We start from the raw sequence: 18,970 nt of genomic DNA, 5'->3' as shown, positions 1-18,970 counted from the left end.
ATCGGTTTGGCCGATCTCAACTTCGGTCGAACTTTGTGCCGTCGGTATTCAGGGACTGGACGGCGAAATATCGCCTATCCGGCTTTGCCGACGTAGCTTTGTTCATAAACGTCGACGATGATCCGCGTTCCGCTTTCGATATGCGGCGGGACCATGATGCGTACACCGTTATCCAACACGGCGGGCTTGTAACTCGACGAAGCGGTCTGCCCCTTCACCACGGCGTCGGCCTCGACGATTTCAGCTTCGATCTGCGCCGGCAGTTCCACCGAGATGGGCTTTTCTTCCCACAGTTCGAGCTTCACCTGCATGCCGTCCTGCAGGAAGGGGCGCGCATCGCCCAACAGGTCGCTCGGCAGGTTGATCTGTTCGTAGCTTTCCTGATCCATGAAGACCAGCATGTCGCCATCTTCATAGAGGAACTGGTAGTCCTTGGTATCGAGGCGGACCTTTTCGACCGTGTCGGCGCTGCGGAAGCGCACATTGGTCTTGCGGCCATCCTGCAGGTTCTTCATTTCGACCTGCATGTAGGCGCCACCCTTGCCAGGCTGCGTGTGCTGAATCTTGGCGACTTTCCAGATGCCGCCTTCGTATTCGATGATATTGCCCGGACGAATGTCCACGCCGCTGATCTTCATGGGAAGCTACCTTCAACTTATAAAAGAGCATGTCCGCCCACAGGCGGGACTATGCCGCGCGCCTTAGCCGAGCAAACCCGTGCGGGCAAGCGAGTGGAAAAACGCGGCGAACATCGCTATATCGTCATTCGGATACCGGACATGAAACAGACCAACAGATTCATCCTGCTCGCCGCGCTTGCAGCCGCAACGACTGCACCGGCTTCCGCGCAAGGCCGCCTGGCCCTGCTAGACCAGGGCGAATATATCTGCGCCTTGCCGGGCGATGCCTCCGGTTCGGCCTGGCTCGAACAGGATGCCCGCGACTTTACCATCATTGGCGGCTCAAGCTATCGCTCAGGCAACAGTGCCGGGACCTATCTCATGGAAGGCAAGCAAGTGACCTTCACGCGGGGCCCCATGCGCGGCATGAAATTCATGCGATTAGGTTCCGGCATTCTTCAAGAGGTCGGAAACGATGGCAAACTCGGGCGCCTGCGCTGCCATCGTTCGGGCCCGGTAAAAAATTGATCACCTGTTGCTTAGTAGCGGAAACGGATTGATCGCAGTCGCCGGTTCCCACCATTCTGCATCTTTGGTCGTCTGTAATATCGCGAAGTGCAGATGTGGCGCATCTTCCGAGGCGTTACCAGAACTTCCCACCGTTCCGATCCGCTGACCACGGCGGACCCGCTGACCTTCTTTCAGACCCTGCGCATAATCATCGAGATGCGCATAGTAATAGATCGTTTCGCCATCGACCGAGCGGACATAAATCGTCTTCCCGCCCGCGTCGGACTGAAACAGCCGTTCGATTACACCCGGCGTAGCTGATAGTACGCTGGTCCCCTTGGGGGCCATGATGTCGAGCGCCTCGTGAAGACGCGAGCCGCCATCACGCGAATCGCTATAGGTATCGCTAAGATCGCTCGGGCGGATGTTCTGCACCGGGATCAGCAACTGGTTTGGCTGTACGGTGACTGTCGATTCCGCAACCGGAGTATCCAGCGGCTCCGCGCCCGCAGTTTCACTCGGTGTAGGGCTAGGAGCAGCGGCCGCTGGCCGGGTCACCTTGATCTGGCTGGAACTGTTGGCATTTTCGATAAGGCTGCCACCTGCCACGATCCATACCGCGCTGGTCAGCGTGGCGGTGATCACAATGGTCAAAATCCGGTCGACGATCTTCATCAGGCGAGACTAGCGGCTTACGCTTCGAAAATCACCTGAGTCGATTGCGAGACCATCCCGGCAAGCCGCGCAGCGTCCCAATTGGTCAGGCGGACACAGCCACTGCTCTGCGCACGGCCGATAGTTTCGGGGTCGGGCGTTCCATGGATGCCATAGTGATCCTTGCTGAGATCGATCCACACCACGCCCACGGGTGAATTCGGACCCGGCGCAAATTCGTGTGTGCCATCGTCTGACCCGTTCTTGCCCAGCACCTCGGGGTCGTAACTATATGTCGGATTGTAGGCTTCGCCGACGATGTCCCATTCTCCCAGCGGCAGCGGGTACTGGCTCGACCCGGAGCTGACGGTGAACAAGGCGACCAGCTTGTCGCCTTGATAAGCCTTCAACGTCTTTCCCGCCTTGCTCACTACGATACGGTCCACTTCTGGCTGCTCTGTCCCTACGCCCAGGGAGGCCAGCGTCTTTTGCCAATCGCTATTGTTTACCGATCCGGGCTTGATTCGATCTGCCCCGATGTTCGGCACACGGATTTCCTGCCCCGCAGTAAAATAATCCTGGGATTGAGGCGTCTCGGACGAGCCGGACGCGACCGAACGTGGTTGAGCCGCCCCTTGTGTGCGTGAGGTGCCTGCCTGCGGGTTCAACTGCTTGAGAACATCCACAGTGGTATGGAACCGCTCGGCCAGTCGCTCATCCAGCGATGTATATCCCAGCTTCTTCAGCTTCGCCATATCGGCGGGATCGTCGGGAATTTCGGAATACTGCGCGCTCGACCAGTTGGAAGGAATGGTTACCACGCGTGTAGCGGGAATCTTTTCCCATTTCGAGAGGGCAGCCTTGGTCGCATCGTCGAGCTCGCCGGTGGTTTTGAGGTCATTGGCCTCCTGAAAACCACGCAAGGCATTCTCTGTGCTCATGCCCATTTTCCCGTCGATCACGCCAGGACCAAAGCCAACCCGATCGAGAACCACCTGAGCCTGCATGATGGGGCGTTCTTCTTCTGCAACGGCAGCCGCGTTACGATCAGCATCGGAGCCGTTGAGATGCGCATCGTCGTTCGACGCCATCGTGTCGGCCAGATTGTCCGAGCCATAGGTGTCGTAACCTAGGTCTGTGCTACCTCTCGCAGCAACAGCTGTGTCGCTTTCGCTGTCGTTGTCCTGTCCCTGAATGCCACACGCGGCTAGAGCGAGTGAGGACACAGCGACGAAAATCATTGAACGCACGGGGGAAGTCTCCTGAACCGGGACGTGGCCCGCCCCTTCAGGATAGCAAACTCATGCCGTCCCGATTTGCTCCGCAAAGGCTTTGATCGCCGCGACTTCGTCACCGTTCCAGACCGAACCTGAGACAGCGAGGAAGTCGGCCCCCGCATCGATCAGCGGCTTGCAGTTTTCAGGCGTTATACCACCAATGGCAACGCACGGGATTTCGAACAGCGTGCTCCACCATTCGAGAATTTCCAGATCAGGACGGTGCTCGCTCGCCTTCGTCGTGCTGTCGAAGAATGCACCGAACGCGACGTAATCCGCGCCGGCCTCACCCGCCTCCATCGCCAGATGCTTCGATGCGTGACAGGTAACCCCGATCTGGATGTCGCGGCCAAGTTCTTCCCTGGCATCTTTCGGTTCGCCGTCGCCCTGCCCCAGATGCACACCATCCGCGTTCAGCCGCTTTGCCAGAGCAACATCGTCGTTCACGATGAAGGCCACGTCACGTGCAGCGCAGATCGCCTGCAGGGGCTCCGCCAGCTTCGCGGCTCCGTGCTGGTCGATGCCCTTCACGCGAAACTGGAACGCGGTCGCAATCCCGGTTCCCGCATCGAGCGCTCGTTCCAGTCGCTGGGGGAAATCACCCGAAACATCGAGCGGCGAAATGAGGTAAAGCTGGCAATCTGTCATAGACCGCGTCCTCTAATGCGATCCTCTCAATTCGTCACGCGTTCAGAACTCCGAAAGCGTGACGATCGTTTATCGGGTCGTATGAAAGCCCTATTCGCCGCCGCCATCCTCGCGCCGCTATCTGCCTGCGCGATTATCCCGGACACACCCATGTCGAACGGAGATGCGGCCTCGCGAGGCACTGCAGTCGGGATCAACCAACCCGTCTGGACCGGCGATACGATCCTGACGCCCCTGGCCGTCACGGAAGACAGCCGCTGCCCTATGAATGCGCGCTGCGTTTGGGCCGGAAAGCTCACCGTGTCGACGCGGATCGCCGCCACACACTGGAAGCAGACAGCCCCTCTGACCCTGGGCGAACCTTACGAGATACTCGGGCGGACGTACGTGCTTGTTTCGGCTACACCTGAAAAAACGACCGACCGGGAAATCCCGGTCGGCGAATATCGCTTCGTATTCGAGCAGCGCTGACGCCTGAGAATCAGGCGACGCTGGCAGCGTGGATCTGGTCGATGGCACTCGACAAGGTGCCGTCGAATTCCTCGTCACTTTGCGAGGCTCGCAGGTCCTGCAAGAGGCCTCGGCTGAAACTTGCGATCATTCCCGGATTCTTTGCAAGTTCGCGGCAAGCGTCTTCTGTCGAATAACCACCCGAAAGTGCGACGACGCGCAGCACCTTGGGGTGTTTTGCGAGCGTTGCATATAATCCGGCTTCCTTGGGGATCGAGAGTTTCAACATGACCTGCTGACCGGCGGGCAGTGCCTCAAGACCCTCCTCGATCGCCTCCAGCATGATTGTCTCACCCTCGGCGCGGTCGGCAGCAGTGATGTCATACTCCGGTTCCAGCATCGGGATCAGACCGCAGCTCAAGATCCTTGCGCCTTCGGCAAACTGCTGGCGAACGGCTGCCTTGATACCGACCGGGTCCGCCGACTTGATGACGCTACGCATCTTGGTGCCGAATACCCCCAGTTCTCGCGCGCGGTTGCACATGTCTTCAAGGCCGGGGTTGGGCTTCATCAGCTGGGCGCCGTCGTGTTCGTCCTCGAGACCCTTGTCGACCTTGAGAAACGGCACGATGCCGCGCTCATTCAGGCGTTCCGGAACGCTCTTGCCGGCGCTCTCGCCCTCCATGGTCTTTTCAAAAAGAATTGCGCCGATGACCTTGCCGTTGCCGAAGCAAGGGGCCTCGATAATGCGCTGACGCATTTCGTGGATCAGGCCGAACATCTCTTCTTCGCTCGTCCACGCGCCGTCTTCGACGCCGTAACCCTTGAGTGCCTTGGGGGTCGACCCGCCGGACTGGTCAAGTGCTGCAATAAAGCCTTGGCCCTGTGCGATACGCGCCTTCATTTCATCGAAAGTCATCTCGGAACCCCGTCACTCGATTGTGGTCATGCATTCGTATGCGCCGCACATACAAAGGCGCTTTCGCACCTGCAACAGCCGATCGGTAACTTATCGCCAAGCCGATCGTATTTCGTATTGAGCGAAGGAGACGACATGCCGAACGACAAGAACGATCCGCATACCAGCAGCGATCAGACCGATTTCTCTGATCTAAAAGCGCTGACAATCAACTGTACCCTCAAGCTCGGCCCTGAAGGCTCGCACACCGACAAGCTACTCGGTATTGCCGAAGCCATTCTCGCGCGGAATGGCGTAGCGATCGAACAAGTTCGCTTGGTCGATCACAACATCGCCCCGGGCGTGTTCCCCGACATGACCGAACACGGCGCCGACCATGATGATTGGCCGAATATCTGGGACAAGGTGAAGGCCGCCGATATTCTCGTGGTCGGCACGCCCATCTGGCTTGGCGAGAAATCCAGCGTCTGCCAGCGCTTGATCGAGAGGCTCTACGCCCACTCGGGTCAGACCAACGACAAGGGCCAGTACGTTTTCTATGGCAAGGTCGGTGGCTGCATCGTGACCGGCAATGAAGACGGCATCAAGCACGTGGGTATGGGCGTGCTCTACTCGCTACAGCATGTCGGTTATACCATTCCTCCACAAGCTGATGCCGGCTGGGTGGGCGAAGCCGGACCGGGGCCGAGCTATGGCGATGCCAGGGAAGATGGTGAGGGATATGTCGGCTTCGACAATGACTTCACCCGTCGCAACACCACATTCATGACCTGGAACCTGATGCACATGGCACGCATGCTCAAGGATGCTGGAGGCATTCCTGCCCATGGGAATTCGGTCGATCTGTGGAACGATGGGCGCCGGTTCGATGCGCCAAATCCCGAATATCGGTGATCAGTCGCCAATCCTGTCGGCTCGCTTGCCGGTTTTGCGGATAATGCCGGAAAAGCTGAGCAGCGGCGTTCCATCGCCCGTCACGATGCCGCGTACGAACACGGTTTTACCGCCGCCGCGCGTCACTTCCCCCCTGCCCTCAATGCGCTGCCCGACCTTGCCCGCGGCCAGGAAATCGCCTGCCAGGTTCATCGTCACGCCGTAGCTGTCACGCATTTCGTTGCGGGCGATGGTGAACAGCGCGGCGTCTGCAAAGGTCATCAGGCAACCGCCGTGCATGAAGCCTGCACCATTCATGTGACGTTGCTCGGCGACGAAGGCACAAATCCAGTCGCCGTTCGTGTCCTGCTTTTCGTAGAACGGTCCCGCGGTCTGCTCGAACGCGTCAGATTTCCAGGTGGACCACCCCGACCATTCGCCTTCGGTGATCGCGATTGGACCGTGGCTGGGCTCGACGATCTCGGTCATATCCGCGTGCTCCTAAGCCGACAGTGCGGCAACGCCGGGCAAGGGCTTGCCTTCCATCCACTCCAGGAAAGCCCCGCCGGCCGTGGAAACGAAAGTAAATTCGTCCTTCACACCGGCATGCGCCAGCGCCGCGACCGTATCGCCGCCGCCGGCAACCGATGTCAGCGAACCATCCTGCGTGAGCGCTGCAGCCGTCTTGGCAAGCGCAACCGTCGCCGCATCAAACGGCTGGGTTTCGAATGCGCCGAGCGGCCCGTTCCAGACCAGCGTCCGGCACGTCTTGAGCACGTCGCCAAGCGCTTCGACCGCGAGCGGACCTACGTCGAGGATCATTTCGTCGGCGGCGACTTCATGCACATTGCAGGTCCGCATGCTCGGCGGATTGGCGGCGAATTCTTTCGCTACCACCACATCGTAAGGCAGATGCACAGTGCATCCTGCATGGTCCGCCTCGTCCATTATGCGGTTGGCAGTGTCGGTCAGATCGTGCTCGCACAGCGATTTGCCAACATCCACTCCCTTCGCCGCCAGGAAGGTGTTGGCCATGCCCCCGCCGATGATGAGGTGCTGGACCTTACCGACCAGATTGTGGAGCACCTCGAGCTTGGTCGAAACCTTCGCTCCCCCGACGACAGCCGCGACCGGCGCCTCTGGATTGCCTAGCGCCGCATCCAGCGCTTTTAGTTCGGCCTCCATGGCGCGGCCTGCATATGCCGGGAGAAGACGCGCCAACCCTTCGGTCGACGCGTGCGCGCGGTGCGCGGCAGAAAACGCATCGTTCACATAGAAATCGCCATTCGTCGCGATACCCTTGGCGAACTCCGGATCGTTGGCTTCTTCGCCGGGCCAGAAGCGGACATTGTCGAGCAGCCCGATATCGCCATCGCGCAGGATCCCGATCGATTGTTCGACGACCGGCCCCATGACTTCGGGGATGAACATGATTTCACGGTCGAGCACCCGCTCGATATCGCCCTGCACCATGCTCGTGCTCATGGTCGAATGGCGCTGACCCTTCGGTCGGCCGAAATGGGCAAGCAACAAGACCTTGGCACCTTTATCGGCCAGTTCGAGGATGGTCGGTTTGACAACCTCGACACGGGTGACGTCCGATGCCCGGCCTTCCTGCATCGGAAGATTGAGATCGACGCGCACCAGCGCAACCTTGCCGGTGATCTCGCCAAGGTCGTCCAGGGTCCTGAAGCTGCTCATGCCAATGTCCTTAGAGGAACTTCGCCATCACGCCGGCGGTGTCGATCATGCGGTTGGAGAAGCCCCATTCGTTGTCGTACCAGCTCACGACGCGGGCGAGCTTGCCCTCCATCACGCTGGTTTCGAGGCTATCGATGGTCGAGCTGGCCGGATAGTGGTTGAAGTCGGAGGAAACCAGCGGCTGGTCGGTGTAATCGAGCACACCCTTCATCTTGCCTTCCGCCGCGGCCTTCAATGCCGCATTCAGTTCCTCGGCGCTGGTGTCGCGGCCGGGGGTAAAGACGAGATCGACAAGGCTTACATTCGGCGTCGGCACACGCACGCTCGACCCGTCGAGCTTGCCTGCCAGTTCGGGCAGTACGAGGCCGACCGCGCGGGCAGCGCCAGTGGTGGTCGGGATCATGTTCTGCGCCCCGCCGCGTGCGCGGCGCATGTCGCCATGCATCTGGTCGAGCATGCGCTGGTCGTTGGTGTAGCTGTGGATCGTGGTCATGAATCCACGCTCGATACCGACGGTTTCGTGCAGCACCTTGGCCATCGGCGAAAGGCAGTTGGTCGTGCAACTGGCATTGGAGACGATCACGTCTTCCGCTGTGAGGGTCTCGTCATTGACGCCGAACACGATCGTCGCGGAAACACCCTTTGCCGGGGCTGAGATCAGTACGCGCTTGGCGCCTGCATCGAGATGCGGGCGGCACGCCTCGTCCGACTGGAAGAAACCGGTGCATTCCAGCACGATGTCCACGCCCTGCTCGCCATGCGGCAGTTTGCCGGGCTCGCGCTCGCTGGTCACGGCAATCGACTTGCCGTTCACGATGATCGCGTTGTTGCCCACTTCGACAGTGCCGGGGAAGCGCCCATGCGTCGAATCGTACTGAAACAGGATCGCGTTCGATTTCGTATCCGCCAGATCGTTGATGCTGACGAGATCCAGATCATGGTCGTCGCGCTCGAGAATGGCGCGCGCCACGAGGCGGCCGATACGTCCGAAACCGTTGATTGCAACCTTGGTCGCCATTGGAAAGAACTCCTGCTTAAGCGTTCAGTTTATTCGTGATTTGCGGAACGATCGCGTCCGCAGTGAGGCCGAATTTTTCAAACAGATCTTCGGCGGGTGCGCTAGCACCGAACCGATCGATCCCGATGCGCAAGCCATTGGTCATCGTATAGCGATCCCACCCGAAGGTGGTGCCCGCTTCGATGCTCACCCGCAAAACTTCGTCGGGCGAAACATCCGGAAGAATGTCGGCGCGATAGGCATCGTCCTGCTCGTCGAAAAGCTGCGTGCACACCATCGATACGACATCGGCACCGATACCGTCCGCTTCCAGCCTTTCCGCGCATTCCATCGCCACATGCAGTTCTGATCCGGTCGCAATCAGGATGACACGCCGCGCAGCCTGCGCCGCTTTGAGCCGGTAACCACCGCGCCCGGTCATGTTTTCGGAAAGCTGGTGCGTCCGCATCTGCGGCAGGTTCTGGCGGCTCAGCGCGAGCACCGTCGGGCGATCGGGCTGGCGCAGCGCTATGTCCCAGCATTCCGCGGTTTCGACCGCGTCGGCGGGCCGCATGACGAGCAGATTGGGCATCATGCGCAGGGATTGGACATGCTCGATGGGCTGATGGGTCGGGCCGTCTTCCCCCAATCCGATGCTGTCATGAGTCATGACATAAACGACGCGCGCCTGCTGCAGGGCCGACAACCGGATGGCCGCACGGCAATAATCGGTGAACACCAGAAACGTACCGCCATAAGGGATGACGCCGCCGTGCAGTGCCATGCCGTTCATCGCTGCGGCCATGCCGAATTCGCGAATACCGTAATAGACATAGCGGCCGCTGTAATCATCGGCCGTGAACGGGCCGATACCGCCTGCCTTGGTGTTGTTCGAACCGGTAAGGTCGGCACTGCCGCCGATCGTTTCGGGAAGGCCGGTGTTGATTTCCGCCAAGGCCATTTCGCTGGCCTTGCGCGTTGCAACCTTCTGAGGTTGATCGATCAACCCCTTGATATATTTGTCGAGGCTGAAGTCCTTGGGCAGCTCGCCCGCCATCCGGCGCTGGAACTCCGCCTTCTGCGCATACCCGTCGAGGCGCATCTGCCATTCGCTGTGCGCCCGCGCGCCGTCGTCCGCCGTGCCGCGCCAGTCCGACAGCACTTCTTCGGGAATTTCGAAAGGTGCCGATTCCCAGCCCAGTACACCGCGCGCCGCGGTAATTTCGTCATCGCCCAGTGGTGCGCCGTGCGTCGCGCTGGTTCCCTGCTTGTTGGGCGCCCCCTTTCCGATCACCGTTTTGCAGGCGATGAGCGACGGGCGTTCATCGGCGACCGCTTCGTCGATCGCCCGGCGAATGTCGTCGAAATCGTGGCCGTCGCAGCTAACTACATGCCATCCGGTCGCTTCGTAACGCGCCTTGATGTTTTCGCTGGTCGAAAGGTCGGTCGTCCCGTCGATGGTGATGTTGTTGTCGTCCCAGAACACTGTCAGACGGCCCAGCTTGAGGTGCCCGGCAAGGCCGATCGCTTCGTGATTGATGCCTTCCATCAGGCAACCGTCACCGGCAATCACCCAAGTGCGATGATCGACGATCTCGTCACCAAACGTCGCATTGAGATGACGTTCGGCCATGGCCATTCCGACGGACATCGCCAGGCCCTGGCCCAGCGGGCCGGTCGTGCTTTCCACGCCGTCGAGTAGGAAGTTTTCCGGATGCCCGGCGCAAGGGCTGCCGATCTGACGGAAATTGCGGATGTCTTCCATCGTCGGACGTTCGTATCCCGACAGATGAAGAAGCGAATAAATCAGCATCGAACCGTGTCCGGCCGACAGCACGAAGCGGTCCCGATCGGCCCAGCCGGGGGCCTTGGGATCATGCTTGAGATACTCGCTCCACAACACGGTCGCCACATCGGCCATACCCATCGGCATTCCCGGATGCCCTGAGTTTGCAGCCTGTACCGCATCCATCGAAAGCGCCCTGATGGCGTTGGCCATCGGGACCATGCGAGATGTGGCGAGACTCATGGGAAATTTCTCCGGAAAAAGGGGCCGATTCGACGCGCGCGAAGCCTTCGCGGAGCGCGCGCGCAAGGTCAACCCGCGCAGGTGGGCATTCACAGCTACCGCCCCCTTCACTTCACTTATCAACAGGCGGCTGCAAACCTTTGCCTCGCCGCGGCAAAATCGGTATTCTGCACGCCTTATGAGTTCCGACCGCATCAAAAATGCCATGGACCGCATCGAGCGCGCCCTTGCGCGGATCGAAACGCAGGCCGCCTTGGCCTCCCATTCGACTGCAGCGACAGACGCGGGCGATGCCGAACTGGCCGAACGCTATGAAACGCTGCGCAAACGGGTGTCGGGCAGCATTTCGCAACTCGACGATCTCATCGAAGGTCTGAAGCGATGAGCGACGTCACCCTTTCGATCGGTGGCCGCAACTATACCGTCTCTTGTGCCGATGGGCAGGAAGATCATGTTCGGCACCTTGCCGGCGTGATCGATGGCAAACTGAGTGCGATGGGCAATAATCTGTCCAGTAACGATGCCAAGAACCTGCTGTTCGCCGCGCTCATACTTGCCGACGAAGTGGAAGAAGCACGGGACAAGCCTTCACCGGCCGCAGAACCTGGTTTCGACACGGATCGTCTGGGCAATCAGCTCGAACGCATGGCTATCGCGCTGGAGAATGCGGCTTCCACCCTTGAGGGTAGCGGCAGTACCTCCTAAATAGGGCATGGCGGGACTGCCCGGCACGAGCCGCATGAATATCCCTGAGGCTATAAGCAATCCATGGGAGCTGTCCCTGCCCTGGTCCACCGGTTCGGCCGTGGGATTGGGGCAAACGGCACCCACCTGACGTTTTCGCGTCAGAGGATTTCGCCGGAAACGACCCATGGTGGTTCCGCCACTCACCATCCCTCCCCATCGTTGATCCCTTGGACGCCGGAGTGATCTGCCGATAAGGACCTGTGTGTGACCAAGAACGATCTCAGAAAGCAGCTTCGCGCCAAACGGCGTGAACACGTGGCCGCCCTTCCCGATAGCATGCGCACGCTCGTGTTCATGCGCCCGCCTGCCCCCCTCATGGAAATGATACCGGACGATGCGACCATCGGGCTTTATCACGCCGGGTCTTCCGAAGCGCCGACAGCGGCCTACGCACGCTATTTCTTCGAACAGGGGCACGAAATCTCGTTGCCGCATTTTTCGGCCATGAATACGCGGATGCAATTCCGCCGCTTCGTGGATCCTCACGATGAAAGCGATCTTGAAACGGGGCCCTTCGGCATCAAGCAGCCGACGACTGCGACGGAAGAAATCGTCCCCGACGTCCTGTTCGTACCGTTGGTCGGCTTTACCGAAGCCGGCGGTCGCCTCGGTCAGGGTGGCGGCCACTATGATCGCTGGCTTGCTGCGCATCCCGGTACGACAACGATCGGGCTCGCCTGGGACTGTCAGCTCGTCGACACACTGCCCACGGAGCCGCACGACATACCCCTCGGGGCGGTCGTAACACCCACGCGCATGTACGGACCTTTCGCATGAGGAAAGAACCGACCTGGCGCATTCCCGTCGGCATTCTCGGCCTGCTGGTGGTGCTGGCGATCTACGGGATTGTCATCGCGCGTTATGCTCCCGGTGTGATCGGCGATTGGCCTACGCTGGTCCAGACGCTCATTTACATCATTCTGGGCCTGATTTGGCTGCTGCCGCTCAGGCGCTTTCTCATCTGGATGGAAACCGGCCGCTGGGGTTGATCCCCGGCGCATGTCGAGCGCCATGTAACGCCGTTCGGGAAGAGCGCGCGATAGATCGTCGGCACACCTTCAAACAAGGCGCTTTGACGATAGTCGAATTGTAGAGAAAATTCCCAAGTGGCGCGAGTGACGGGACTCGAACCCGCGACCTTCGGCGTGACAGGCCGACACTCTAACCAACTGAGCTACACCCGCGCAGCCACTTGGGAGCCGCGCATCTACGGGCGGGTCCGATTCCTGTCAATGGCCGATGTGACGCTTTTTTGCTCTTTTTGTGCGGGCATTTTTCGACCTCCAGTTTTACCACAATTCGGCGCGTTGGATCGCGGCCTAATTCAGCCAATGTCCGATGCCGATATGATGCAAGCCATCGTCGCGGACCGAAATTTATCGTTATTTCCGAAAGGGTTGCCCGATACAAATGGGGCTGCCGGGATTTTACAAACTATTCTGGACAAACGAAGGCGCCCGGTGCGGGGCTGCTAAATCGCAACCCACGCACCGGGCATATTTTATCAGACGGTTTGCGACTCTGCGCTCGCCAGCCTGTAAGGCCAGCGGATCGCGTCAGTCCACCAGGATCAGAGCAGGCTTTTCGAGCAGATTCTTCAGCTGCTGTATGAAGCTTGCCGCATCCCAGCCATCGACAACGCGATGATCGCAACTGATCGAGATATTCATCAGCTTGCGCTTTTCGATGCGCTCAACGCCATCCGTGCCAGTAACATACATCGGGCGTTCGATGATGCGGTTCGGACCGATGATGGCAACTTCCGGACGATTGATGACCGGTGTCGTCGCTACCCCGCCAAGCGGTCCGAGCGATGTCACCGTCAGTGTCCCGCCTTGCAGCTCTTCCGATTTGGCGGTGCCATTTCGGGCTGCCTCGGCCAGACGCGTAATTTCATTGGCCAACTGCCACAGGTTCTTGGCCTGAGCATTCTTGATGACTGGCACCATTAGACCGGCATCGGTCTGTGCGGCCATGCCAAGATGCACCGCGCCATACCGCGTCACCACGCCCGCTTCATCGTCGTACCGTGCGTTGATCATCGGGAAATCGGGCAATGTCTTGCAGATCGCGGTGATCAGCAGCGGGAGCAGCGTCAGCTTGGGCTTATCGCCGCGGTTGGAATTGAGCTGTCCACGCAGTTCTTCCAGCGCAGTCACATCGCATTCTTCCACGTAGGAAAAGTGCGGAATGTTGCGTTTCGACGCGGCCATGTTCTCGGCAATGCGGCGGCGCATGCCGATGACCTTCTTTTCCTCGTCCTCGCGGGTCTTGGCAGCGGCGCCATAACCCGATGTGTAAGACAGGAACTGGTCCAGATCGCCATGACGAACGCGGCCATCCTCGGCCGGCTTCACCTGTGCCAGATCGACACCGAGATCGCGTGCCCGCTTGCGCACGGCAGGCGTTGCCAGAACCGGCGTATCGGCCTTCTGCGCCGGTGCAGGGGCAGGCGTCGGGGCGGGCGCTGGCGGCGGGCTCGGATCGGCAGCCATTGCGTCGTCGGCATCCGATGGATCGGGATTTTCGACCTCGATCCGCTCTTCTACCTCGTCGTCTTTCGGCGCTGGCGCTGCATCGGCCGCTGCCTCGTTTTCCTCGATCACCTCGTCGGGCACTTCGCCTTCGACTTCGATCACGACGAGCATTGAGCCGATCGACACCATGTCGCCCTCGCCGCCCGCGATTTCGAGAATCTTGCCGGTCACCGGGCTTTCCATGGGCACGGTGGCCTTGTCGGTCATCATGTCGACGAATTCCTCGTCTTCAGTGATCGTATCGCCGACCTGCTTGTGCCACTGCACGATTTCGGCCTCGGCGATGCCTTCGCCGATATCGGGCATGTTGAAGGTGAATTTCGCCATGGGGATCAGTCCTTGAGGATCTTGTCGATGGCCTCGCCGATGCGGACCGGGCCGGGAAAATAGGCCCATTCGAGGCTGTGGGGATAGGGTGTGTCGAAGCCGGTAACGCGTTCGACCGGAGCTTCGAGGTGATAGAAGCAGCGCTCCGTCACCAATGCGGAAAGTTCTGCGCCAAAGCCGCTCGTGCGGGTCGCCTCATGGACGATCAGGCACCGGCCAGTACGCTCGACCGATGCTTCGATCGCCTCGATGTCCAGCGGCACCAGTGTGCGCAGATCGAGGATGTTGGCTTCGACGCCCTTCTCCTTGCACACGGCTTCGACCACATGGACCATGGTTCCGTAAGCCAGGATGGTGAGCTGCTCGCCTTCGGTAACCTGACGCGCCTTGCCCAGCGGGATCTTGTAGTAACCTTCGGGCACCACGCTGGCGTCGAACTTCTTCCAGGGCTGCACCGGCTTGTCGTAATAACCGGAAAACGGACCGTTGTAGATCCGCTTCGGCTCGAAGAAGATCACCGGATCGTTATCCTCGATGCAGGAAATCAGCAGCCCCTTGGCATCGTAAGGCGTCGCCGGAATAACCGTCTTCAGGCCCGAAACGTGCGTAAAAATCGCCTCAGGGCTCTGACTGTGCGTCTGTCCGCCAAAGATGCCGCCGCCGAATGGGCTGCGCACCGTCATCGGAGCGATATATTCCGCGGCCGAGCGATACCGTAGCCGGGCCGCTTCGCTGATCAGCTGGTCGAGACCGGGATAAATGTAATCGGCGAACTGGATTTCAGGCACCGGGCGCAGGCCATAGGCCCCCATCCCCACGGCTACCGCGATGATGCCGCATTCATTGATCGGCGTGTCGAAGACCCGGGTCTTGCCGTATTTCTCCTGCAGACCCGCCGTGCAGCGAAACACCCCGCCGAAATAGCCGACGTCTTCGCCCATGACGACAACGTCGTCATCGCGTTGCATCGATACATCGAGCGCTTCATTGATCGCTTCGATCATGTTCAGCCGGCGTTCGGTGCCGGATGAAACGTTTGATTGACATGTGTTCGCGTCGGCGCTCACTGGTCGAGCCCTCCCGGAAACTTGATCTCGCGCTCGCGGATCGCCTGCTTGCTCTGCTCCTTGAGATGCCAGGGAAGCTCTTCGAACACGTCCTCGAACATGGTCCGGAACGGGTGGTGGAGACCATGCCCAAGGATGCCGTTTGCTTCGGCTTCCTTGGTGACCTTCTTGACGTGTTCCGCCGCCTCCAGATCCATCTTTTCCTGACGATCCTCGTCCCATTCGCCAATCGCGATCAAATGATCCTTGAGGCGTGTCACGGGGTCGCCCAGCGGCCATTCGGTGCGCTCCTGCGCACTGCGATAACCGGTGGGATCGTCCGAGGTGGAGTGCCCCTCCGCGCGGTAGGTGAAGAACTCGATCAGCGTCGGCCCGGCGTTCGCCCGCGCCCGGTTGGCCGCCCACCTCTCCGCCGCGTAACACGCCAGCGCATCGTTTCCATCGACGCGCAAGCCGGCGAGGCCATAGCCGAGCGCACGGGCAGCAAAGGTGGTCCGTTCGGCACCAGCAAAACCGCTGAAGCTGGAGATGGCCCACTGGTTGTTGATAATGTTGAGGATAACCGGTGCATTATACACGGTCGCAAAGGTGCAGGCAGAATGGAAGTCGCCTTCTGCGGTACTGCCCTCACCCACCCAGGTGGCCGCAATCCGGCTATCACCCTTCATTGCGCTTGCCATTGCCCAGCCTACCGCCTGCGGCGTCTGCGTGGCCAGATTGCCGCTGATGGTAAAGAAGCTGTGCTCGCGGCTCGAATACATGATCGGCAGCTGGCGGCCCTTAAGCTTGTCGCCCTTGTTCGAATAAATCTGGTTGATCATCTCGATCATCGGATAGCCGCGCTGGATCAGGATTCCCTGCTGGCGATAGCTCGGGAAGACCATATCGTCCGCCGCCAAGGCCATGCTGGCCGAGACGCTCGTCGCCTCTTCGCCCGTGCACTTCATGTAGAAGCTGGTTTTGCCCTGCCGCTGACCTCGGAACATACGCTCGTCAAAAGCGCGCGTCATTGCCATGTGACCGAGCATTTTACGCAGCGTATCCGGATCGAGTTTGGGGTTCCACGCCCCATGCGCCTGATTGTCTTCGCCGAGCACGCGCACCAGGCCAAACGCCATATCGCGCATTTCGCTCGGGTCGCAGGTCTCGTCGGGACGTGCCATGCTCCCCGCTTCGGGTACATTTATATGCGAGAAGTCGACCGTATCACCAGGCCGAAATTTGGGTTCGGGAACATGCAACGAAAGTTTCGGGCGATTATCACCCTCCGCTGCACTACCCTCGGGCCGTTCGGCCATAGAATCGTCTCCCAGACGCAATCTTACGCTTTCGCGTTATTTTATTTCACGAGTGGGATGCGGTCAAGTCAGCGCCGGATCACACCGCGACGGGCGCTTTGATGGGCCCGTGCGGCGTATAATTGTGAACTGCGAAATCTTCGATCCTGTAATCGAATATCGTAGCCGGGCGCCGCACTATCTCAAGCGTTGGGTTCCCTTGCGGTTCCCGTGACAATTGCTCTTCAATGAGATCGTTGTGATTGAGATAGAGATGCGTATCGCCGCCCATCCAAACCAGTTCCCCCGGATCGAGCTCTACTTGCTGGCCCAGCATTCTGGTGAGCAAAGCAGCGGACCAGAGATTGAACGGCAGGCCGAGCGCAACATCGCAGCTACGCTGGTAAAGACAGCAGTTCAGCCGCCCACCCGCGACATGAAACTGATAGGTCTTGTGACAGGGCGGAAGCGCCATCTCGTCGATCTCCGCGACGTTCCAACCCTCAACGATATGGCGTCGACTGCCCGGGTTCGTTCTGATTGATTGAACCAGGTCAGCGATCTGATTTATCCCCGGACCGGCCTCATAGAGCCCATCTTCGCGTTTGCGATAGGTCGGCCAATCGACCCACTGCTTCCCGTACACCGGACCGAGATCACCCCAGCGTTCCGCAAACGCAGCGTCATCGGCGATGCGCTCGACAAAATCGTCCAGCGCGATGTTGTCGCCCGTTTCCTTCACATATCGCGCGTGGGGCCACTCGTTCCAGATCTTTACCCCTTGCCGTACGAGCGGACGAATATTGGTTTCGCCCGTGAGGAACCACAACATCTCGCGCGTGGCCGTCTTCCAGTACACGCGCTTGGTAGTGATAAGCGGCATGGCATTTGCCGAGAGGTCGAACCTCAATGTCGCGCCGAATATGGAACGCGTGCCGACGCCAGTGCGATCCTCGCGCTCATCACCATCGGACCATATGCGGCGCATCAGGTCGAGATATTGCTGTTCGTAGTGGATGTCTGACATTGGCTCGGCTTTGTTTTGAGCAAGGCTTTAACGCTAGCGCGAGAATGTGCAAATTGCCCGCTTGCACGCATGGCAATCCACACCTATAGGCCCGCCTCTGCCTCGCGGGGTTCGCCCCGCAAGCATCCGGTCGGGGAGTAGCTCAGCCTGGTAGAGCACTGTCTTCGGGAGGCAGGGGCCGGAGGTTCGAATCCTCTCTCCCCGACCAAATCTTTTTTCCGCAATATATTCAGAAGTTTATCTGAAATCCTCACGCACCTGTGGGGCAGCTTTGTGGGGCAGGATTGAAGGGCGCTTGTCGCAAGCAACGCAAACAGACAAGTAGGTCGTTCGACGACCGTGCCCGATATCGCCAAGAGATGAGCTAATGAGCGAAGACCTAGACTATTCGTTGCTGGATGAGATTTTGTTTTCAACCGGCGCTGAAAGGATCGGTCAGCTACCGCCAGAATCTCGGTTCGCGCACTACACCAGCACGGACGCAGCAGTGGCGATGATCAGAGAGACGCCTGAGAAACGCTCCATCTGGCTGCGTTGCGCAACAGAAATGAATGATTTTTCTGAGGTTGAGTATGGTCAGCATTGCCTCGGTCTTGCGCTGAGCAAACAGGAAATACGGGAGCAGTTAGACTCAGCTTTGAATGCTGTTGACGATAGCATTCTTCCTCAACTTACGAGTATGCTCACTACCGACCTACGCGTGCTTAAGCGAGACACATATCTTCTGAGTTTGGCTCAACATGAGGGCTCAGAACTGGAATCAGGCCTTTTGAGCATGTGGCGAGCATATGGCGGGCCGAATAACGTTTGCCTCATTTTCAAACCTGCTCCCTTCATTACCGATCAAGACGCATATGACGCTTATATTGCACCCGTATATTACGGCGGCAGCGAGGGCTTTGAAGCGGAGCTATTACGGATCGCTAGCGAGTTTTCGAAACATGCGGTTGAGCTCTCTAAGTTTCCAGCTTCGGTTCTAGCGTTTAATATCAAGCTCGCGCTCGATGGGGGGATTCTCTCAACAAAACATCCTGGGTTCAAAGAGGAACGAGAATGGCGAATTATTTACCGTCCGTCGACCGCTGGAGATCGAAGCATTCCGAGTAAGATCGTGAACGTTTCAGGTACGCTTCAAAAAGTGCACTATTTGCCGATGCAAAACATGCCAGTGAATAGCCCCTAGATTTGTGGACGCTTTCTTTCCTAATTTTGAGGACAGGAGGCGACGATGGGCAAGGCTAATTTCAGCGACGAGTTCAAGCGCGATGCAGTGGCGCAGATCACCGAGCGCGGCTATCGGGTGGCGGAGG

21 protein-coding genes and 2 tRNA genes are annotated in these 18,970 nt (G+C 59.3%); 9 read left to right on the top strand and 14 right to left on the bottom strand.

From position 1 onward, the window contains the following. Positions 1-74: 74 nt before the first annotated feature. Entirely contained in the window at positions 75-638 is a 564-nt protein-coding gene (gene efp, locus AC13F2_RS03225) for an elongation factor P (RefSeq protein ID WP_103023344.1), read from the bottom strand. Positions 639-779: 141 nt separating this feature from the next. Here efp and AC13F2_RS03220 point away from each other — a divergent pair, with 141 nt between their 5' ends. Then, a complete protein-coding gene (locus tag AC13F2_RS03220) occupies positions 780-1,148 on the top strand; it encodes an elongation factor P (protein ID WP_482965171.1) in 369 nt (122 codons plus the stop codon). On the opposite strand, the gene AC13F2_RS03215 is transcribed toward AC13F2_RS03220, so the two are convergent. The 3 genes from AC13F2_RS03215 to thiE are packed head-to-tail and all read right to left on the bottom strand — an operon-like array spanning position 1,149 to position 3,709. Beyond that, positions 1,149-1,805: a M23 family metallopeptidase gene (locus AC13F2_RS03215; RefSeq protein ID WP_375246614.1), complete on the bottom strand. Its 657-nt coding sequence runs from the start codon at positions 1,803-1,805 to the stop codon at positions 1,149-1,151. It lies immediately after the preceding gene. A 17-nt stretch (positions 1,806-1,822) separates the two neighbouring features. Beyond that, positions 1,823-3,025 (bottom strand): L,D-transpeptidase family protein, encoded by a 1,203-nt coding sequence (locus tag AC13F2_RS03210; protein ID WP_482965227.1) that lies wholly within the window; start codon positions 3,023-3,025, stop codon positions 1,823-1,825. A 60-nt stretch (positions 3,026-3,085) separates the two neighbouring features. Further along, entirely contained in the window at positions 3,086-3,709 is a 624-nt protein-coding gene (gene thiE / locus AC13F2_RS03205) for a thiamine phosphate synthase (RefSeq protein ID WP_375246613.1), read from the bottom strand. 81 nt (positions 3,710-3,790) lie between these two features. Between thiE and AC13F2_RS03200 the strand changes: the two genes are divergently transcribed. Beyond that, positions 3,791-4,180: a hypothetical protein gene (locus AC13F2_RS03200; protein WP_375246612.1), complete on the top strand. Its 390-nt coding sequence runs from the start codon at positions 3,791-3,793 to the stop codon at positions 4,178-4,180. A gap of 10 nt (positions 4,181-4,190) precedes the next feature. Here the strand turns inward: AC13F2_RS03200 and AC13F2_RS03195 are convergent, their stop codons facing one another. After that, positions 4,191-5,078: a fructose bisphosphate aldolase gene (locus AC13F2_RS03195; RefSeq protein WP_482965170.1), complete on the bottom strand. Its 888-nt coding sequence runs from the start codon at positions 5,076-5,078 to the stop codon at positions 4,191-4,193. Positions 5,079-5,213: 135 nt separating this feature from the next. On the opposite strand from AC13F2_RS03195, the gene AC13F2_RS03190 reads away from it, so the two are divergent. Next, positions 5,214-5,972 carry a flavodoxin family protein gene (locus AC13F2_RS03190; protein ID WP_482965169.1) on the top strand — a complete coding sequence of 253 codons (759 nt, stop codon included), beginning with the start codon at positions 5,214-5,216 and terminating at the stop codon, positions 5,970-5,972. On the opposite strand, the gene AC13F2_RS03185 is transcribed toward AC13F2_RS03190, so the two are convergent. The 4 genes from AC13F2_RS03185 to tkt are packed head-to-tail and all read right to left on the bottom strand — an operon-like array spanning position 5,973 to position 10,678. Continuing rightward, complete coding sequence (locus AC13F2_RS03185; protein WP_222827357.1) at positions 5,973-6,440, bottom strand: PaaI family thioesterase; 468 nt, start codon at positions 6,438-6,440, stop codon at positions 5,973-5,975. It abuts the gene before it with no gap. 12 nt (positions 6,441-6,452) lie between these two features. Then, positions 6,453-7,652, bottom strand: coding sequence for a phosphoglycerate kinase (locus AC13F2_RS03180; RefSeq protein WP_482965168.1), 1,200 nt, complete (start codon positions 7,650-7,652; stop codon positions 6,453-6,455). A gap of 10 nt (positions 7,653-7,662) precedes the next feature. Then, entirely contained in the window at positions 7,663-8,670 is a 1,008-nt protein-coding gene (gap, locus tag AC13F2_RS03175) for a type I glyceraldehyde-3-phosphate dehydrogenase (RefSeq protein ID WP_482965167.1), read from the bottom strand. Between the two features lie 16 nt (positions 8,671-8,686). Further along, positions 8,687-10,678, bottom strand: a complete 1,992-nt coding sequence (tkt, locus tag AC13F2_RS03170) for a transketolase (protein ID WP_482965166.1) — start codon at positions 10,676-10,678, stop codon at positions 8,687-8,689. A gap of 205 nt (positions 10,679-10,883) precedes the next feature. Between tkt and AC13F2_RS03165 the strand changes: the two genes are divergently transcribed. The 4 genes from AC13F2_RS03165 to AC13F2_RS03150 all read left to right on the top strand — a co-directional run bounded on the left by AC13F2_RS03165 (position 10,884) and on the right by AC13F2_RS03150 (position 12,414). Next, positions 10,884-11,063 (top strand): hypothetical protein, encoded by a 180-nt coding sequence (locus AC13F2_RS03165; protein ID WP_482965165.1) that lies wholly within the window; start codon positions 10,884-10,886, stop codon positions 11,061-11,063. Next, complete coding sequence (locus AC13F2_RS03160) at positions 11,060-11,383, top strand: cell division protein ZapA (RefSeq protein WP_196846281.1); 324 nt, start codon at positions 11,060-11,062, stop codon at positions 11,381-11,383. Before AC13F2_RS03165 ends, AC13F2_RS03160 begins: the two co-directional genes overlap by 4 nt. A 246-nt stretch (positions 11,384-11,629) precedes the next feature. Next, entirely contained in the window at positions 11,630-12,202 is a 573-nt protein-coding gene (locus tag AC13F2_RS03155) for a 5-formyltetrahydrofolate cyclo-ligase (protein WP_482965164.1), read from the top strand. Beyond that, entirely contained in the window at positions 12,199-12,414 is a 216-nt protein-coding gene (locus AC13F2_RS03150; protein WP_221597502.1) for a DUF2842 domain-containing protein, read from the top strand. The genes AC13F2_RS03155 and AC13F2_RS03150 overlap by 4 nt, the downstream gene beginning before the upstream one ends. Before the next feature lie 118 nt (positions 12,415-12,532). Here the strand turns inward: AC13F2_RS03150 and AC13F2_RS03145 are convergent. From AC13F2_RS03145 to thyA, 5 genes are all read right to left on the bottom strand, one after another. After that, a tRNA-Asp gene (locus AC13F2_RS03145) sits at positions 12,533-12,609 on the bottom strand. A 372-nt stretch (positions 12,610-12,981) separates the two neighbouring features. Then, positions 12,982-14,289, bottom strand: coding sequence for a dihydrolipoamide acetyltransferase family protein (locus tag AC13F2_RS03140; protein WP_475209873.1), 1,308 nt, complete (start codon positions 14,287-14,289; stop codon positions 12,982-12,984). Positions 14,290-14,294: 5 nt separating this feature from the next. Continuing rightward, positions 14,295-15,293, bottom strand: coding sequence for an alpha-ketoacid dehydrogenase subunit beta (locus AC13F2_RS03135; RefSeq protein WP_482965163.1), 999 nt, complete (start codon positions 15,291-15,293; stop codon positions 14,295-14,297). Between the two features lie 59 nt (positions 15,294-15,352). Continuing rightward, positions 15,353-16,654, bottom strand: a complete 1,302-nt coding sequence (locus tag AC13F2_RS03130) for a 3-methyl-2-oxobutanoate dehydrogenase (2-methylpropanoyl-transferring) subunit alpha (RefSeq protein ID WP_222827352.1) — start codon at positions 16,652-16,654, stop codon at positions 15,353-15,355. Between the two features lie 79 nt (positions 16,655-16,733). Further along, complete coding sequence (thyA, locus tag AC13F2_RS03125; RefSeq protein WP_482965162.1) at positions 16,734-17,660, bottom strand: thymidylate synthase; 927 nt, start codon at positions 17,658-17,660, stop codon at positions 16,734-16,736. A 131-nt stretch (positions 17,661-17,791) separates the two neighbouring features. On the opposite strand from thyA, the gene AC13F2_RS03120 reads away from it, so the two are divergent. Together AC13F2_RS03120 and AC13F2_RS03115 are read left to right on the top strand one after the other, a co-directional pair. Then, positions 17,792-17,868 (top strand) — tRNA-Pro (locus AC13F2_RS03120). A gap of 159 nt (positions 17,869-18,027) precedes the next feature. Next, complete coding sequence (locus tag AC13F2_RS03115) at positions 18,028-18,843, top strand: DUF2971 domain-containing protein (protein ID WP_482965161.1); 816 nt, start codon at positions 18,028-18,030, stop codon at positions 18,841-18,843. Positions 18,844-18,970 lie beyond the last annotated feature (127 nt).

This window comes from Qipengyuania sp. L-5Y, assembly GCF_056859455.1.
The sequence above is the reverse complement of the archived record's forward strand: the minus strand, read 5'-3'. Positions and strand labels throughout refer to the sequence as shown.

Excerpts from the sequence above, each read along its gene's own strand:
- thyA (WP_482965162.1), bottom strand. The coding sequence starts at position 17,660 with ATGTCAGACATCCACTACGAACAGCAATATCTCGACCTGATGCGCCGC.
- efp (WP_103023344.1), bottom strand. The coding sequence starts at position 638 with ATGAAGATCAGCGGCGTGGACATTCGTCCGGGCAATATCATCGAATAC.
- AC13F2_RS03215 (WP_375246614.1), bottom strand. The coding sequence starts at position 1,805 with ATGAAGATCGTCGACCGGATTTTGACCATTGTGATCACCGCCACGCTG.
- AC13F2_RS03150 (WP_221597502.1), top strand. The coding sequence starts at position 12,199 with ATGAGGAAAGAACCGACCTGGCGCATTCCCGTCGGCATTCTCGGCCTG.
- AC13F2_RS03190 (WP_482965169.1), top strand. The coding sequence starts at position 5,214 with ATGCCGAACGACAAGAACGATCCGCATACCAGCAGCGATCAGACCGAT.
- AC13F2_RS03165 (WP_482965165.1), top strand. The coding sequence starts at position 10,884 with ATGGACCGCATCGAGCGCGCCCTTGCGCGGATCGAAACGCAGGCCGCC.
- AC13F2_RS03115 (WP_482965161.1), top strand. The coding sequence starts at position 18,028 with ATGAGCGAAGACCTAGACTATTCGTTGCTGGATGAGATTTTGTTTTCA.
- AC13F2_RS03220 (WP_482965171.1), top strand. The coding sequence starts at position 780 with ATGAAACAGACCAACAGATTCATCCTGCTCGCCGCGCTTGCAGCCGCA.
- AC13F2_RS03140 (WP_475209873.1), bottom strand. The coding sequence starts at position 14,289 with ATGGCGAAATTCACCTTCAACATGCCCGATATCGGCGAAGGCATCGCC.
- AC13F2_RS03210 (WP_482965227.1), bottom strand. The coding sequence starts at position 3,025 with ATGATTTTCGTCGCTGTGTCCTCACTCGCTCTAGCCGCGTGTGGCATT.
- AC13F2_RS03195 (WP_482965170.1), bottom strand. The coding sequence starts at position 5,078 with ATGACTTTCGATGAAATGAAGGCGCGTATCGCACAGGGCCAAGGCTTT.
- thiE (WP_375246613.1), bottom strand. The coding sequence starts at position 3,709 with ATGACAGATTGCCAGCTTTACCTCATTTCGCCGCTCGATGTTTCGGGT.
- tkt (WP_482965166.1), bottom strand. The coding sequence starts at position 10,678 with ATGAGTCTCGCCACATCTCGCATGGTCCCGATGGCCAACGCCATCAGG.
- AC13F2_RS03135 (WP_482965163.1), bottom strand. The coding sequence starts at position 15,293 with ATGATCGAAGCGATCAATGAAGCGCTCGATGTATCGATGCAACGCGAT.
- AC13F2_RS03185 (WP_222827357.1), bottom strand. The coding sequence starts at position 6,440 with ATGACCGAGATCGTCGAGCCCAGCCACGGTCCAATCGCGATCACCGAA.
- AC13F2_RS03130 (WP_222827352.1), bottom strand. The coding sequence starts at position 16,654 with ATGGCCGAACGGCCCGAGGGTAGTGCAGCGGAGGGTGATAATCGCCCG.
- AC13F2_RS03180 (WP_482965168.1), bottom strand. The coding sequence starts at position 7,652 with ATGAGCAGCTTCAGGACCCTGGACGACCTTGGCGAGATCACCGGCAAG.
- AC13F2_RS03160 (WP_196846281.1), top strand. The coding sequence starts at position 11,060 with ATGAGCGACGTCACCCTTTCGATCGGTGGCCGCAACTATACCGTCTCT.
- gap (WP_482965167.1), bottom strand. The coding sequence starts at position 8,670 with ATGGCGACCAAGGTTGCAATCAACGGTTTCGGACGTATCGGCCGCCTC.
- AC13F2_RS03200 (WP_375246612.1), top strand. The coding sequence starts at position 3,791 with ATGAAAGCCCTATTCGCCGCCGCCATCCTCGCGCCGCTATCTGCCTGC.